Annotated in this window: 13 protein-coding genes; 10 read left to right on the forward strand and 3 right to left on the reverse strand. The window is 67.6% G+C overall.

The annotated features are described in order from the left end of the window. Positions 1–47 precede the first annotated feature (47 nt). The 4 genes from AB0F17_RS02975 (at position 48) to AB0F17_RS02990 (ending at position 3,966) form a co-directional block, all read left to right on the forward strand. The gene (locus AB0F17_RS02975; RefSeq protein WP_214644182.1) at positions 48–800 is read left to right on the forward strand and encodes a GntR family transcriptional regulator; all 753 of its coding nucleotides are present in this window, start codon (positions 48–50) and stop codon (positions 798–800) included. Positions 801–1,322: 522 nt separating this feature from the next. Next, entirely contained in the window at positions 1,323–2,327 is a 1,005-nt protein-coding gene (locus AB0F17_RS02980; RefSeq protein ID WP_358015218.1) for an ABC transporter substrate-binding protein, read from the forward strand. Next, complete coding sequence (locus tag AB0F17_RS02985) at positions 2,327–3,205, forward strand: amino acid ABC transporter permease (protein WP_358015221.1); 879 nt, start codon at positions 2,327–2,329, stop codon at positions 3,203–3,205. Before AB0F17_RS02980 ends, AB0F17_RS02985 begins: the two co-directional genes overlap by 1 nt. Beyond that, positions 3,202–3,966 (forward strand): amino acid ABC transporter ATP-binding protein, encoded by a 765-nt coding sequence (locus AB0F17_RS02990; protein WP_358015224.1) that lies wholly within the window; start codon positions 3,202–3,204, stop codon positions 3,964–3,966. Before AB0F17_RS02985 ends, AB0F17_RS02990 begins: the two co-directional genes overlap by 4 nt. A 70-nt stretch (positions 3,967–4,036) precedes the next feature. Here AB0F17_RS02990 and soxR read toward each other — a convergent pair whose 3' ends face one another. Further along, positions 4,037–4,492, reverse strand: coding sequence for a redox-sensitive transcriptional activator SoxR (gene soxR, locus AB0F17_RS02995; protein ID WP_358015227.1), 456 nt, complete (start codon positions 4,490–4,492; stop codon positions 4,037–4,039). A 70-nt stretch (positions 4,493–4,562) separates the two neighbouring features. On the opposite strand from soxR, the gene AB0F17_RS03000 reads away from it, so the two are divergent. Next, positions 4,563–6,302, forward strand: coding sequence for an NAD(P)-binding protein (locus AB0F17_RS03000; protein WP_358015230.1), 1,740 nt, complete (start codon positions 4,563–4,565; stop codon positions 6,300–6,302). Here the strand turns inward: AB0F17_RS03000 and AB0F17_RS03005 are convergent. After that, positions 6,286–6,480, reverse strand: a complete 195-nt coding sequence (locus AB0F17_RS03005) for a hypothetical protein (protein ID WP_358015233.1) — start codon at positions 6,478–6,480, stop codon at positions 6,286–6,288. The genes AB0F17_RS03000 and AB0F17_RS03005 overlap by 17 nt on opposite strands. 209 nt (positions 6,481–6,689) lie before the next feature. On the opposite strand from AB0F17_RS03005, the gene AB0F17_RS03010 reads away from it, so the two are divergent. The 5 genes from AB0F17_RS03010 to AB0F17_RS03030 all read left to right on the forward strand — a co-directional run bounded on the left by AB0F17_RS03010 (position 6,690) and on the right by AB0F17_RS03030 (position 13,137). After that, a complete protein-coding gene (locus AB0F17_RS03010) occupies positions 6,690–7,661 on the forward strand; it encodes an adenylate/guanylate cyclase domain-containing protein (protein ID WP_358015236.1) in 972 nt (323 codons plus the stop codon). A gap of 52 nt (positions 7,662–7,713) precedes the next feature. Beyond that, entirely contained in the window at positions 7,714–8,196 is a 483-nt protein-coding gene (locus AB0F17_RS03015; RefSeq protein ID WP_358015239.1) for a SigE family RNA polymerase sigma factor, read from the forward strand. Next, the gene (locus tag AB0F17_RS03020; RefSeq protein WP_358015242.1) at positions 8,193–9,212 is read left to right on the forward strand and encodes a hypothetical protein; all 1,020 of its coding nucleotides are present in this window, start codon (positions 8,193–8,195) and stop codon (positions 9,210–9,212) included. The genes AB0F17_RS03015 and AB0F17_RS03020 overlap by 4 nt, the downstream gene beginning before the upstream one ends. A 181-nt stretch (positions 9,213–9,393) precedes the next feature. Then, entirely contained in the window at positions 9,394–11,529 is a 2,136-nt protein-coding gene (locus AB0F17_RS03025; RefSeq protein ID WP_358015245.1) for a choice-of-anchor J domain-containing protein, read from the forward strand. 90 nt (positions 11,530–11,619) lie between these two features. Continuing rightward, entirely contained in the window at positions 11,620–13,137 is a 1,518-nt protein-coding gene (locus tag AB0F17_RS03030; protein ID WP_358015247.1) for an acyl-CoA synthetase, read from the forward strand. A 38-nt stretch (positions 13,138–13,175) separates the two neighbouring features. Here the strand turns inward: AB0F17_RS03030 and AB0F17_RS03035 are convergent, their stop codons facing one another. Then, positions 13,176–14,765, reverse strand: a complete 1,590-nt coding sequence (locus AB0F17_RS03035) for a benzoate-CoA ligase family protein (protein WP_358015250.1) — start codon at positions 14,763–14,765, stop codon at positions 13,176–13,178. Between the last annotated feature and the right edge of the window lie 23 nt (positions 14,766–14,788).

Below are 14,788 nucleotides of genomic sequence, written 5' to 3' on the forward strand. Positions count from 1 at the left end.
GGCTACGCAGATTGCCAGTCCACGACGGCTCAGGTCAAGGGGGCTTCATGAGTGGTCCGCGGTTCGAGCCGGTGCGCACCGTACGTGCCTACGAGCGCATCGTGGAGCAGGTCGAGGAGGCCATCGAGAGCGGCGCGCTGTGTCCCGGCGAGCGGCTGCCGAGCGAGCGTGACCTCATGGGCCAGTTCTCGGTGAGCCGCTCGACCGTCCGCGAGGCGCTGCGGGTGCTGCAGGCACGCGGCCTGGTCAGGTCGCGGCCCGGCGACCCGCACGGCGCCGAGGTGCAGCCCTTCTCGCCCGCCGCACTGCACAAGTCGATGACCACACTGGCCCGGGTGGACGAGCTGTCACTCGGGGAGCTGGTGCAGTTCCGCATGGTGCTCGACGCCTCGGCCAACCTGCTGGCGGCCCGGCTGCGTACCGACGAGCAGCTCGCGGAGATGGACGCCGCCATCGCGGGCATGCGCGCGGCGGCGGAGGTGGGCTACGACGCCTTCAGCGCCGCCGACATCGCCTTCCACGACGCGGTGGCGCGGGCCAGCCGTAACAAGCTCATCCAGATCTGCACGGACGTGGTCCGCTCGATCGTCCTCGGCCTGGTCTCCGGCAAGATCGCCGCCGCCGCCGACCGGGAGGCGCTGATGCGGCAGAGCATCGGGCATCACGAGGAGGTGCTGGCCGCCGTCCGCGCCGGCGACGGCCTGCTGGCCGCCCGGCTGTCCCGGCAGACGATGTACGACTATTACGTGGGATACGTCCCGGTAGACGAGCGGCCCGCGCTGCGCGCACTACTGGAGTAGCCGGGGGTATCCAACCGTTCCTCTCAAACATCGATGGTGCAGGCGTCAGTGCGATCGAGCGAGTCCTATGGTCATGGGGCGAAGGCCTCGGAAGCCGGCGGCGGTGACGTGTGCCCGCCCGGTGTGGGCGACGCGTAAGCGGGAGTTGACGCCGGACGCGTCGTCGCAGTGGGCGGGGGCAATCACGAACACTGCGGCAGGCGGGAACGGCATTGCCAAGGCCCGCCGTCTGGCCAATGCTGGCCGGGCGGTCGGAGCGGGAGCGTGCACTGATCGGCGGCGTGCCGCCACCCTTACGGAACCACCGCAGCCCTAACGGCATCGACACGCCGCACGCGACAGCGGCCTCCTCGCTCGACAGCCCTTCAGCGATCAGCCGCCAGAACCGCTGCCGCTCCTCGCGCCGGCTTTCGGATCCGCCCTATTGACCTCAAGTCGCCTTGAGATTCTATCGTTCAGTTCCTGGCCGAGCGGAGCCTCCAGCCAACGAAAAGCCTGGTGAGGCACGAGAGGACGACGTCGATGGCACGACGAAGAACGACACTCAACAATCAAGATCCCCATTTCCGGCGGAGCCCTTTCGCGGGCGCCATGAAGGCGGCCCGGTCCACATCCCGACTTGGCGTCGCGGCCGTCACCGCTTCAATTCTCACCGCCTGCGGCGGCGCCACCGGCGTCGGCGACGCCGACAGGACGGAGCCTGGCGGGGTATCTCAGGACCTGACCAAGAAGGTGGCGGCCGATCCCTCGCTCGTCTCGCTCGTGCCCGACGTGGTCAAGTCCCGTGGCTCGCTGATCATGGTGACCGACGCGGAGTATGCGCCCAACGAGTTCGTCGACGCCGATGGCAAGACGCTCATCGGCTGGGACGTGGAGCTGGGCACGGCGATCGCGCGGAAGCTCGGCCTCCAACCGCAGTGGATAAACGGCCGATTCGATGGCATAATCCCCGGCCTGCAGGCCGGGAAGTTCGACCTGGGTATTTCTTCGTTCTCCGTTACCGCGGAGCGTGAAAAGGTGGTCGACTTCGTGACCTATTACCGCGCGCCGGGCACGGCGATGCTGGTGAAGAAAGGAAATCCCAAGGGGCTGGCGTTCGACGGCGACAAGGCGTGCGGAATCCGACTGTCCGCTTCGCAGGGCTCGATTCAGGTGGACGAGATAAAGAAGTATTCGGCCGCCTGCAAGGCCCACGGCAAGCCGGGGGTGCCCGGTGACGGCCAAGTGTACGTCGCCCAGAACGACGCCGTACTGGCACTGCAGAGCGACCGGACCGATGCGGTGCTGTCCGACACTCCGGTGGCTGCCTACTCGGCCAAGCAGGCGAACGACGCCTTTGAGATCGCCGCATACAACCACCAGGACTCGGCATACGGCATCGCTTTGGCCAAGAACGGACTCGCCAAGGCCGTGCAGGGCGCGATGAGGTCCCTGATCGCGGACGGCACTTACCGGAAACTGCTCGACAAGTGGGGGCAGTCCGGCGGCGCGATCACCGATCCGACGATCAACGGAATGAAGAGCTGATGTCGGTCACCTCCTCAGAGCGGATCGGGACGCCGCTGAAGACGATACCCGACCGGAACTTCGGACGTTGGGGCGCAGGCCTCGTCGTCGTCGGCGTCGCCATACTGGCCGGCTACTCTGTCATTACCAACCCGCGGTTCCGCTGGGACGTGGTCGGTGACTACTTCACCGCCGCGCAGATACTGGCCGGAATGCGCAACACCTTGCAGCTCACTGTCATCGCGATGGCGATCGGTGTCGCACTGGGAGTGGCACTCGCGATCATGCGGCAGTCCGGCAATCCATTCGTGTCAGGTGCAGCCTGGCTCTACGTGTGGTTCTTCCGGGGCACGCCACTGCTGGTGCAGCTCATTTTCTGGTACAACATCAGCGCGTTGTACCCGACGGTCTTCGGGTTGAACACCAACGACTTCATCAGCCCGCTGCTCGCGGCCATATTGGGGCTCGGCCTGAATGAAGCCGCGTACATGGCCGAGATCGTGCGCGGCGGCATTCTCTCGGTCGACCATGGTCAGACCGAGGCAGCGCAGGCACTCGGGATGTCTCGCCTCAAGATCTTGCGCCGGATCGTATTGCCCCAGGCGATGCGGGTCATCGTGCCGCCGACCGGTAACGAGGCGATCTCGATGCTCAAAACGACGTCCCTCGTCAGCGTGCTGGCCTACACGGAGCTACTCTACGCTACGCAGTTGATCTACTCGCGTACGTTCCAGACGATTCCCATGCTCATCGTCGCGAGCATTTGGTACATCATCGTCACATCTGTATTTACCACAGGCCAGTATTACCTGGAGCGGTACTTCGGACGCGGAGCCTCGTATCAGCCACGACAGACCCCAATGCAGCGTTTCGTACGCGCCTTCGGAGCCGCCCGATGATTCCTATGGTCAAGGCCGAACAGGTGTACAAGCACTTCGGCCGCTCGCCGGTCCTGAAGGGGATCGATCTGGCGGTCCGGAACGGCGAAGTGGTGTGCATCATCGGGCCGTCAGGATCCGGAAAGTCGACTTTTCTCCGGTGTATCAATCACCTCGAGAAGATCGATGGTGGCCAGTTGTGGGTCGACGGTGACCTGGTCGGCTACCGGCGGCGCGGCGCCGACCGGCGCCAGGTGATGCGCGAGAAGGAGGTCGCAGCCCAGCGCCGCCAGATCGGCATGGTGTTCCAGCGTTTCAACCTGTTTCCGCACATGACCGCCCTGGAGAACATCGCGGAAGCCCCGGTCCAGGTCAAGAGGGAATCCCGCGTTGCGGCACGCGATCGGGCGTTCGAGCTCCTGGAGCGTGTCGGACTCGCCGCCAAGGCGAAGAGCTACCCGGCACAGCTCTCCGGTGGGCAGCAACAGCGAGTGGCCATCGCCCGAGCACTGGCGATGGAACCCAAACTCATGCTCTTCGACGAGCCGACCTCTGCCCTCGACCCCGAGCTGGTAGGCGAGGTGCTCGACGTCATGCGCCAACTGGCGGCCGACGGCCTGACCATGGTCATCGTCACCCATGAGATCGGGTTCGCTCGCGAGGTATGCGACTCCATCGTATTCATGGACGACGGGGTGATCGTCGAGCAGGGAACTCCCGGCAAGGTGCTGAGCGATCCAACCTACGGGCGCACCCGGGAGTTCTTGTCCAAAGTCCTCTAGCGTCGCGCATTCGCAGGACGGCGATTCAGCTGGCCACCTGCCTGAAAGCACTTGGGGGAAATCGTCGCCGTCATCCTACGGCGAGTCCGCCGATGTCGGCGGCCGACTGCGAATTCATGATGCTGCAGCTCTTCTCTGAGAGACAGCCACATCCGATGCAGGAGGCCAGGTCGTCACGCAGCTTCTCCAGGAGCGAGATCCGCTTCTGGATCTGCAGGTGCCATTCCCGGCCCATTCGGTCCCAGTCACGTTTATTCGGCACCCGATTGTCCGGAAGGATGGCCAGCGCATCACGAATCTCTGACAGAGAGATACCCACCGCTCGGCCCGCCTGAATCACCGCAAGCCTACGCAACACGGTCCGTTCATAACGTCGCTGGTTGCCCGGAGTCCGCTGGGAGTCGATCAGACCCTGGGCTTCATAATAATGCAGCGTAGAGATAGGAAGGCCGCTCCGAGCGGAAACATCCCCGACCGCCAGCAGGGCTTTACGAACAGCCATCGACTTGACCTCAAGTTCACTCAAGGTTTTAACGTATAGGAACTCGGCAGCGGGAATCGATCTCAAAGTCGACACTGCACTAACAGGAGAAGCAATGACACAACGCGTGGTACGCCTGAACGATCAGGCGGCACCTAGGCCGACAACGAATCCGCTCAGCGAAACATCGACCCCTCCTGAAGCCGATCATGTCGGCGAGGAAGTGGACCTGGTCATCGTCGGAGCGGGACTCAGTGGGCTGGCGACAGCATACTACTACCAGCACCGATTCGGACCAACCGCCAGAATTCTCCTCCTCGACACCGCGGAGCACGTTGGAGGTATGACGAGGCGTATTGAGCTTGAGGTCGACGGCCATCGCCTCGTGACATACGGTGGCGCGGCAGCACTGAACGGGACGCGAAGCTGGGCAAGCCACGTCAGCAGGCGGTTTTTCGCCGATCTTGGTATCGATCTGTCGTCGGCACGACCAGATGATCAGGATCAAGCTTCGCCCTTCGCACTCCGGTCAAGTATTTTCTTCGATCGCGAGACTTACGGTGAATCGCGACTGGTCGTCGGTGATTGGCCGGCCGGTAACGTCGGCCCGTCGGACCGGGACCAAATCCTGAGGTGGGTCGGTCAGTTCCCCTATGCCCCGGAGCAAAAGGCCGCGATAGCCGATCTATGGCTCAGCGACCGGGTGACTCTAGGCCACCTCAATCCGGACACGAGACGTAACTACCTCGAACGGACCAGCTACCGTTCGTTCCTACGGAACGACTGGGGTCTCGACGCGGGAGCGGTAGATCTTTTCACACGGAGAACAATTGGAATCTTCGGTTCGCCGGCCGCGTGTGTTCCCGCACTCGAGTGCATGCGGGTAGGCCTCCCCGGCTTCAACGCCGTGGGGGTCGACGGACTCGACCGTTACCGCTGGCTCGACGAACCCGAGATCCGTTTCCCCGATGGGCTGGCGACGGTCGCGCGCTTGGCGCTCGAACGCATCGAGCCTGCAACCACAGGGGGGAGACTGGACGCCGAGACTCTCGACAGCCCTCGCAACAAGGTTCGTGTCCGACTGGCCAGCACCGTCGTACGCATTCAGAATGTCGACGACGGAGTCGAGGTCGACTATCTCCGGGACGGAGAGGTGTATCGAGTCCGGAGCGAGCACTGTGTCTACGCTGGCGCAGCACGCACACTTCCGGACATCCTGCCGGAGGTCGGCGACGAGCAGCGCCATTCGCTGTCACGTGTGGTCAAGCCGCCGATGTGCTACGTGAAGGTCGCTCTTCGAAACTGGCGAGCGTTCGCCGAACTAGGGATACGCGACGCCTCGTCCCCGGGAGCGTTCTTCTACAAGCTCGAACTCGACCAGACGATCGTCGGCGGCGGACAACGATCCGATCCGGACGAACCGGCTGTGGTGCTTCTCTGCCACCGTCCGGTGGTGGATCCGAACGAGCAGGATTACCGCCGGGAGGCCGCTGCGGCGCAGGAGGCCATGTTCGCGACGTCAGCGGAGGATTACCGCGATGCCGTCGAGGACCAACTCGGCCGCATCCTTGGATCGACTGGGTTCGACCCGGAAGAGACCATCGCCGCCGTCAGCGTGAACCGGTGGCCACACACCTACTCTCCGACGGTGAACACCTTGACCGATGAGCCGGCGGCCTACGCGCGTGAGATGCTTGTGTCGAGGCGGCCGGTCGGCCGGATGACGATCGCCGGCGTCGACTCGCACCGCTTCGGCTGGGCGCAGGCCGCGGTGGACGCCGCCGAACGAGCCGTCAACGAACTCCCGAGTGGGGGACCGGAACTGCTCTTCGATGCGATCATGTCGGCTCGGTGAGCCGCTGGACGACCTTGGCCAGCGCGACCCGGAGATAGCGGCGTTCTTCGGCGGTGAGGGCGGCGGTCGCGCGCTCCTCCAGCGCGCGACGTGCCTCCTGAATCGGGCGCTGGGCGGCGCGGTCGGTGAGGTAGAGGCGGACGAGGCGGGCGCGGACGACGATCTCGCCGGGCGTCATCGGAGCGTCCAGGCCGGCCGGAGGCCCTGGGCCGTGCGGAACCCCGCCCCCGCACACCCGGACCACGGACACGATCCGCGCCGCCCGGACGCGGCCAGAACGCGGGCAACCAGCACGCCCACCACCGTCCGGAGCGCTCGGCTGAGCACGAGTCCGGGCAACAGGACCCACTCCCGCTCAGTCTTCAGGAACGGTGTTATGTTGCAGCCGTGGCGCGCGAGGATCCGGACGGGCTGATGGAGGCGTTCCTCCGCGAGCCCCGTCGCTACACCAGCCACCAGGTCGCCGACATGGCCGGCGTCCCCGTTTACCGTGCCCGCAGGTTCTGGCGCGCGCTGGGTTTCGCGAACGTCGCCGACGACGCCGTCGAGTTCACCGACTCCGACGTGGCGGCCCTGCGGACGCTGCTCGGCATGGTGAGCGACGGCGTCTACGACGAGGAGCACGTGCTCCTGATGGCCAGGTCCCTGGGCAGGGCGACGGCCCGGCTCGCCGAGTCGCAGGCCGAGCTGGGCGCCGAGGCGCTCGACCAGGCGGGCGTGCCGCTGAACGAGCGGCCCAGGGCATGGCGCAGGCGGGCGGACCGGGTCATGCCCGACCTGGCCCGGCTGCTGGTCTACTCGTGGCGGCGCCAGTTGGCGGCCTCCGCCCACCGGCTGGTCGAGCAGGAGACGAGCGCGGCCCGGCTGGCGGTGGGGTTCGCCGATCTGGTCGGGTTCACCAGGCTGAGCAGGCAGATCTCCGAGACGGAGCTGGCCGGGCTGGTCGACAGGTTCGAGGGCCGCTCGGCCGACGTGGTGACCTCGGGCGGCGGGCGGATCGTCAAGACGCTGGGTGACTCGGTGCTGTTCGTGTCGGGCAAGGCGCACGAGGCGGCGGAGATCGGCCTGCGCCTGATCGAGACCCACGCCAAGGACAAGGGCATGCCGCAGTTGCGCGTGGGCCTGGCCGTGGGGCCGGTGCTCGGCCGGATGGGCGACGTGTTCGGCACCCCCGTCAACCTGGCCAGCAGGCTGACCGCGCTGGCCCATCCGGGAACGATCCTGGCCGGCCCGGAGATGGCCGAGGAGCTGGAGGGCGACCGGGCCTTCGAGCTGCGCCCGGTCGACCGGCTGTCCGTACGGGGGCTGGGCGAGCTGGTCCCGTTCACGCTCATCCGCCACACACACCGGGCAACCTGAGCCCGCACTGGATGCGTCCCTATCGTCGACAGACGACGACAGGAGGCGGTCCGTGGCGGACCGAGGGATATATCAGGACTTTGTGGTCACTCGGTCGGATCGGCTGTTACGCACCGCGTACCTGCTGACCCGCGACTGGGCGACCGCGGAGGACCTGCTGCAGGAGTCGCTGGCCAAGGCGTGGTTCGCCTGGCCCGGCGTGGACGAGCCCGAGGCGTACGTGCGCCGGATCCTGGTGACCACCTACACCTCGTGGTGGCGCAGGAGATGGCGCCGTGAGCTGCCGAGCGACGATCTGCCCGACACTCCGACCAGCGACACGGTCTCCGACGAGCGCGACACGCTCTGGCGAGCCCTCGGCCGGCTGCCGGCCAGGCAGCGGGCGGTGGTCGTGCTGCGCTTCTACGAGGACCTGCCGGTGACGGAGGTGGCCCGCCTGCTGGGCTGCGAGCCCGGCACGGTCAAGAGCCAGAGCGCCAAGGCGCTGGCCAAGCTGCGCGTGGACGAGTCGATCGTGAAGGAGCTGTACCGATGACCCTGCCCGACCTGCGGGACGTCCTGCGCGAGCACGGCGACGGCCCCTCCCCCGCCAACCCGGCCCGGCACGAGCAGGTGCGGGCCCGCATCCGCCGGATCCGCCTGCGCAGGAGCGCGCTGGGCGGCGGCGCGGTGGTCGCAGTCGCGGCGGCTGTCGCGCTGGTCGTCTCCCTCCTCCCCGGTACGGCGGAGCCGCGGCGCGAGGCCGCCGGCGAGACCACCACTGTCGCCACGCAGCCCGCAGCCGAGCTGCCGGAGCGGTTCACCGCCGCGGACGGCACGGAGTACCGGCGGATCGCCACCATGTCGATCAAGAAGACGGGACCGACCAAGGTCTCCGTGACCATCCCGGTCTCCGGCAAGCCGCTCGACCTCGGAGCGGTCTGCGCGGGGCCGCACAGCGGCGCCGCCAGGGCATCAACGGGTGCCGGTGGGCCTCCGTCTACCGTCTTCACGGTGTGCTCGAAGCGCATGGAACTGCGGCCGCTACAGGTGCCGCCCTCCACGAGCGACACGAAGCTCACGGTCACGTTCGACACGACCACGACCGGCTGGGGTTGTACGGTGCGGAACGGCAAGTGCGTTCCGCAGAAGGAGACCCGCGGCGTCTGGGCACTGGCCGTGTACGAGTGGACGCCGCCCACGCAGCCGGTCGAGCCGCCGCCGCTCAAAGACCTGCCGGACCACTCGGGGAAGGCGCGGCTCACGGAGACGAAAACCGGCGTCTGGCCGCAGGACACCTCCGCCACGTTCAAGGTGCGGGGCAAGGTCGGCTTCGACTCCCTGTGCACCGGCGACCTGGCGGACCGCCTGTGGTACAGCTTCGAGGTGAACGGCCGCGTGCAGCCCAGCAGCAGCGCCTGCGCCGTGTGGAAGGGAAACGCCTTCCGCTCGGCGGCGACAGAGTTCACCTATCCCACGGACCGGACGACCACCGTCAAGGTCACGTGGAAGCTGCTGGGCGGCGGCACCAACCGCCCGGTCCGCTGGTCAGTCGGCCATTACCGGAAATAGTCAGCTCGGATAGCTCGGTGAGTACGAATTCGTTGATGCTTTGTTGGCACTTGACTTACTTGCGCGCCTATCCCTTGATCAGATAGTCACATTTTGTCACCCTCACTGACCACTCTTAGGGGGCTCCATGGCGCGCAACCGATTCATCGGAATCGTGGCCGCTATCCTCGCATTACCCCTTTTGTCCGCTATCCCGGCGCACGCCGATCCGAAGGCTCCGCCGTCCAGCGACATCCGAGAGCTTTCTCGCAAGGACTTCACACTCGACGGCAAGGCCGTCAAGGTGCCCGCCAAATACGAGGCCAAGGCGCAGGCCAGGGCGAAGGCCGCCGCCGACACGCCGCCGGTCGGCACCGTCCGGCAGTGGCTGGGCCTGGACGACTTCAACGGCAGGCTCTACCGCAAGGACTACACGCTGCGCGGCGTGGGCAACAACATCGAGGTCTGGGTCGCCAACGACCTGGCCTTCCCCGCCGGTGACTGCCGGGCGCAGATCCCCACGTCCACGCAGGTCACCGACGCGCAGGTGACGGACCTGGTCACCCAGTTCGACACGAACATGTACCCGAAGGAGACCGCGGCCTTCAGCACGCCGCCGGACCGCGACGGCACCAACGCCATCCTCGGCCCCGACGCCAACGGCAACGGCGGCGTCTACACCGGCGGCGGCAGCAAGACCGTCACCCTGGTCGACAACGTCAGGGACGACAACTACTACAGCTTCCCGGCAGCTCCGACGTACATCGCGGGCTTCTTCTCCAGCCAGTTCAACGAGCTGCTCGACCGCAACGTCATGACGATCGACGCGTTCGACTGGACGCACCGCACCGGCGCGAACCCGCCCGACGAGCCGACCGCCGACCTGTGCACCTCGCGCCCGGCCAGGCCACGCCAGTACGAGGGCACGTTCGCGCACGAGTGGCAGCACCTGGCGCACTACTACACCGACCCGCTCGAGACCACCTGGATGAACGAGGGCCTGTCGGACCTCGCGATGACGCTGACCGGCTACTCCAACCCCAAGGCCACCGTCTCCGAACGCGGCACCGACAGCCACATCTACTGCTTCCAGGGCTTCGGCATCGTCCAGACGCCGTACAACACCAACCCGCGCGACTGCGGCGGCCCCGAGAACTCGCTCAACATCTGGGGGGAGGGCGCCAACGCCAACGGCGTGCTGGCCGACTACGGCAACGCGTACTCGTTCATGCTGTTCCTGTACGACAGGTACGGCACGGCGTTCATGTCCACGCTGCACCGTGACGGCGCGCTGCAGGGCCTGGCCAGCTTGAAGGCGGCGCTGGCGGCGCAGGGCGCCAAGAACATGTACCAGGTGATCCACGACTTCCAGACCTCCACCCTGGTCGACCGGATCGTCGGCGGGACCAAGGGCATCATGCTGGGCGTGCCCAAGAAGCGGGTCACGAGCGCCAGCCTGAACGCGACCGTCAACCTGGCGAACCCGGCCACCTACAAGACCGCCGGTGCCGCCCCCAACGGCGCCGACTACGTGCCGCTGCAGAAGGCGGACGGCACGTTCCTGCGCGGGGTGGACCTGCGCTCGCTGTCGTTCGAGGGCTCCAAGACGCTGCCCGCCCTCCCGCTGGCCTGGACCGTCGTCTCCGACGACCCGGACCGCGCGGGCAACCCGGTGCTGTTCTCCGGCAACGCCAGCAACACCAACGCCGCCGCCGTCACCAAGGTGACCGTCCCGGCCGCCGACCCGACGCTGCGCTTCCTCGCCAAGTACGGCGCGGAGCAGGGCTTCGACTACGGCTACGTGATCGTCTCCACGGACGGCGGCAAGACCTACACCTCGATCGCCGGCGACAAGACGATCGCGGGCCCGCTCGGCCCCGCGATCAACGGCACCACGACCGGCTTCGAGCCGCACACCTACAGCCTGTCGGCCTACGCCGGCCAGGAGATCCTCCTCGGCTTCCGCTACGTCAGCGACGCGGGGGTCAACGAGGGCGGCTGGAAGATCGACGACATCACGGTCGGCGCCACCGCGGTCAGCGACGGCTCGTCGCTCGACCCGTTCGACTCGCCGACCGAGGTCTTCCCGACCCCGGTCGAGAACTGGAACGTCCGGCTGATCGGCCTCGACGAGAAGCACTCGGTGGCGCTGCAGCTGGAGTCCAACGGCAAGACCAGCATCAGCCTCAACCGGCTGCAGCTGGCCACCATGCTGCCGTTCTCGAAGGTGGTAGCGATCGTGGCCTACGACGAATCGACGGAGCAGGTCGGCCAGTACGCGCCGTACACGCTCAAGGTCAACGGCGTCACCCAGCCGGGAGGTCGCCCGCAGACCTGACGGTGCTGATCTGAGGGCGCCCGCCGCATCTGCGGCGGGCGCCTTTTGTGTTCGCTAGGATCACCGAACATAATTCGGGAGGATGTGCGCATGACGACTCGCCAGCATGCCATCGGCGACCTGCTGCGGCGCTCGGCCGCGCGGTCTCCCGCCAAGACCTCGATCGTGTACGGCGAGGCGCGATGGACCTACGCCGAGCTGGACCGCGCGGCGAACCGCATGGCCAACGCGCTGGCCGCCCGGGGCGTGGGCAAGGGCGACAGGTTCGCCGTGTTCAGCCACAACAACGACGCCTTCGTGGTGGCCTACTTCGCGCTGGCCCGGCTGGGCGCGATCTCCGTGCCGATCAACTTCATGCTGGGGGCCGAGGAGGTCTCCTACATCCTCGGGCACGCGGGTGCGACGGGCCTGCTGGTGGAGGAGGCGCTCCTGCCCGTGGCCGAGCGGGCCGTCTCCGACGGGGTCGCGGTGCGCGGGGTGATCGGGCACGCCGAAGGGTGGGAGCCGGTCACCGACTGGATGGCGTACGGCGACGACTCCGAGCCGCGGGTGGAGATCGCCGACGACGACCCGATCCAGCTCATGTACACCAGCGGCACCGAATCCAGGCCCAAGGGCGCCACCCTGTCGAGCCGCGGCCTGATCGCCCAGTACACCTCGTGCGTGATCGACGGCGAGATGAGCGCCGCCGACGTGGAGGTGCACGCGCTGCCGCTCTACCACTGCGCGCAACTGCACTGCTTCCTCACGCCCGGCCTCTACCTCGGCGCCACCAACGTGATCCTGCCCGGCGCCGACCCGGCGGCGATCCTGGCGGCGATCGAGGCGGAGGGCGCCAGCAAGCTGTTCTGCCCGCCGACCGTCTGGATCGGGCTGCTGCGCCATCCCGACTTCGACCGCCGCGACCTGTCGTCCCTGCGCAAGGGCTACTACGGCGCGTCGATCATGCCGGTCGAGGTGCTGAAGGAGATCGCCGCGCGGCTACCGGGGGTGCGGCTGTTCAACTTCTACGGCCAGACCGAGATGGCGCCCGTGGCCACCATCCTGGGCCCGGACGAGCAGCTGACCAGGCTCGGCTCGGCGGGCCGGCCCGCCCTGAACGTCGAGACCCGGATCGTCGACGCCGACGACGAGCCGGTGCCGCGCGGCGTGGTCGGCGAGATCGTGCACCGCAGTCCGCACGCCATGCTCGGCTACTGGAACGACCCGGACAAGACCGCCGAGGCGTTCCGCGGCGGCTGGTTCCACAGCGGCGACCTGGGCGTGCTGGACGCCGACGGCTACCTGTCGATCGTCGACCGCAAGAAGGACATGATCAAGTCCGGCGGCGAGAACGTGGCCAGCCGGGAGGTCGAGGAGGCCATCTACCAGCACCCGGCCGTCGCGGAGGCGGCCGTGTTCGGGGTGCCCGATCCGCGATGGATCGAGGCGGTGACGGCCGCCGTGGTCCTGCGCGCGGGCGCCGCCCTGACCGCCGGCGAGCTGACCTCCTTCCTGCGGGAACGACTGGCGGCCTTCAAGACACCGAAGACGGTGGTCTTCGTGCGGTCACTGCCCAAGAACGCCAGCGGAAAGGTGCTGAAAAGGGAGCTGCGTGACGCGTTCTGACATCCGGGGCGGGCTGCCCCAACGCGGAGTCTGAGCGGTCACTTGCCGAGCAGGTCGGTGGCGATCTGGCGGATGATCACGCGCTGGATCTTGCCGGTGGCGGTCTTGGGGAGTTCCTCCAGTACCAGCACCTCGCGCGGCCGTTTGAAGGCCGCCAGCCCGTCGCGGCAGAACGCGATGAGCTCCGCCGCGTCCACCGTCTTCCCGGCGGCGGGGACCACGCAGGCGACCGGCTTCTCCAGCCCGTGCACGTCGGTGTAGGCGACGACCGCGGCCTCTCCGACCGACTCGTGCAGCAGCAGCCGGGACTCGACCTCCATGGGCGACACCCAGATGCCACCCGCCTTGATCATGTCGTTCGAGCGGCCGAGGCACTGGTAGACACCGTCGGCGTCACGCAGGTAGGTGTCGCCGGTGCGTAGCCACTCCCCCTGGAACACCTGCCGGGTGGTCTCGGTCCGGCACCAGTAGCCGGTGGCGATGGAGTCACCGCGCACGTACAGGTGGCCCGGCTGCCCGTCGGCCACGGGGTCGCCGGAGTCGTCGAGCAGCTTGCCCTCATACCCGGGCACGACGGTCCCCGAGGTGCCCGGTCTGACCTGGCCGGGCCGGTTGGAGATGAAGATGTGCAGGGCCTCGGTCGAGCCGAGGCCGTCGATGATGTCGACGCCGAACCTCTCGGTGAAGCGCCGGTAGATCTCCGCGGGTAACGCCTCGCCCGCTGAGACCGCCAGCCGTACCGAGGAAAAGGTGTCGTCGGGGGCGTCGGAGGCGAGCAGGCTCGCGTAGAACGTCGGCCCGGCGAAGAACAGCGTCGGCCGCTCGGCCACCACCCGCGCGACCACCCCCGGCGGGGTGGGCCTGAAGGGGTCGAGCACCGTGGTCGCGCCCACCGACAGCGGGAAGAACAGCGAGTTGCCGATGCCGTAGGCGAAGAACAACCGGGCGACCGAGAAGCACCGGTCGTCCGGCGTGATGCCGAGAACCTCACGGCCGTAGGTCTCGCAGACGTCCCTGATGGCGCCGTGCCGGTGCATGGCGGCCTTCGGCGCGCCGGTCGTGCCCGAGGTGTAGAGCCACAACGCTGGCGATTCCGTCCAGCTCTGGTACGGCTCGGCCACTGTACGGCCGGCGTCCACCACGTCCGCCAGCGAGCACACCGGAACCCCGACGTCCGCGTCGGAGCCGGGGATGACGTTGGCGGCCCGGTGGCCCATGTTGCCGGTGAGGACGAGCAGGGCGACCTCGGGGGCGTTCGCCAGTGCCACCCGGACCGTCGGCTCGTATTCGGGCGTCGCCACCACCACGCGGGCCCGCGAGTCGCGGATGAGCGCGCCCAGCTCCACGCCGGTGTACATGGTCGACAGCGGCACGGCGACCCCGCCCATGCGCATGACGGCCAGGATGGTGACGAGCGTTTCCGGGCGGTCGGACATGACGAGCACGACCCGTTCCTCGGGCCTGACACCGAGCACCCGCAGCCCGGAGGATAGCTCGCCGACACGGGCCGCGAGCTGGGCGTATGTGAGGGTCCCGGCCGGGCCCGCGACCGCGGTGCAGCCGCCGCGACCGGCTTCGACCTGACGATCCACGAGATAGAGACTGGCGTTGAACGACTCGGATGACATGGTCGTCCTTACGGGGAGGGAGA

Source organism: Nonomuraea sp. NPDC026600 (assembly GCF_040638335.1).
GTDB lineage: Bacteria > Actinomycetota > Actinomycetes > Streptosporangiales > Streptosporangiaceae > Nonomuraea.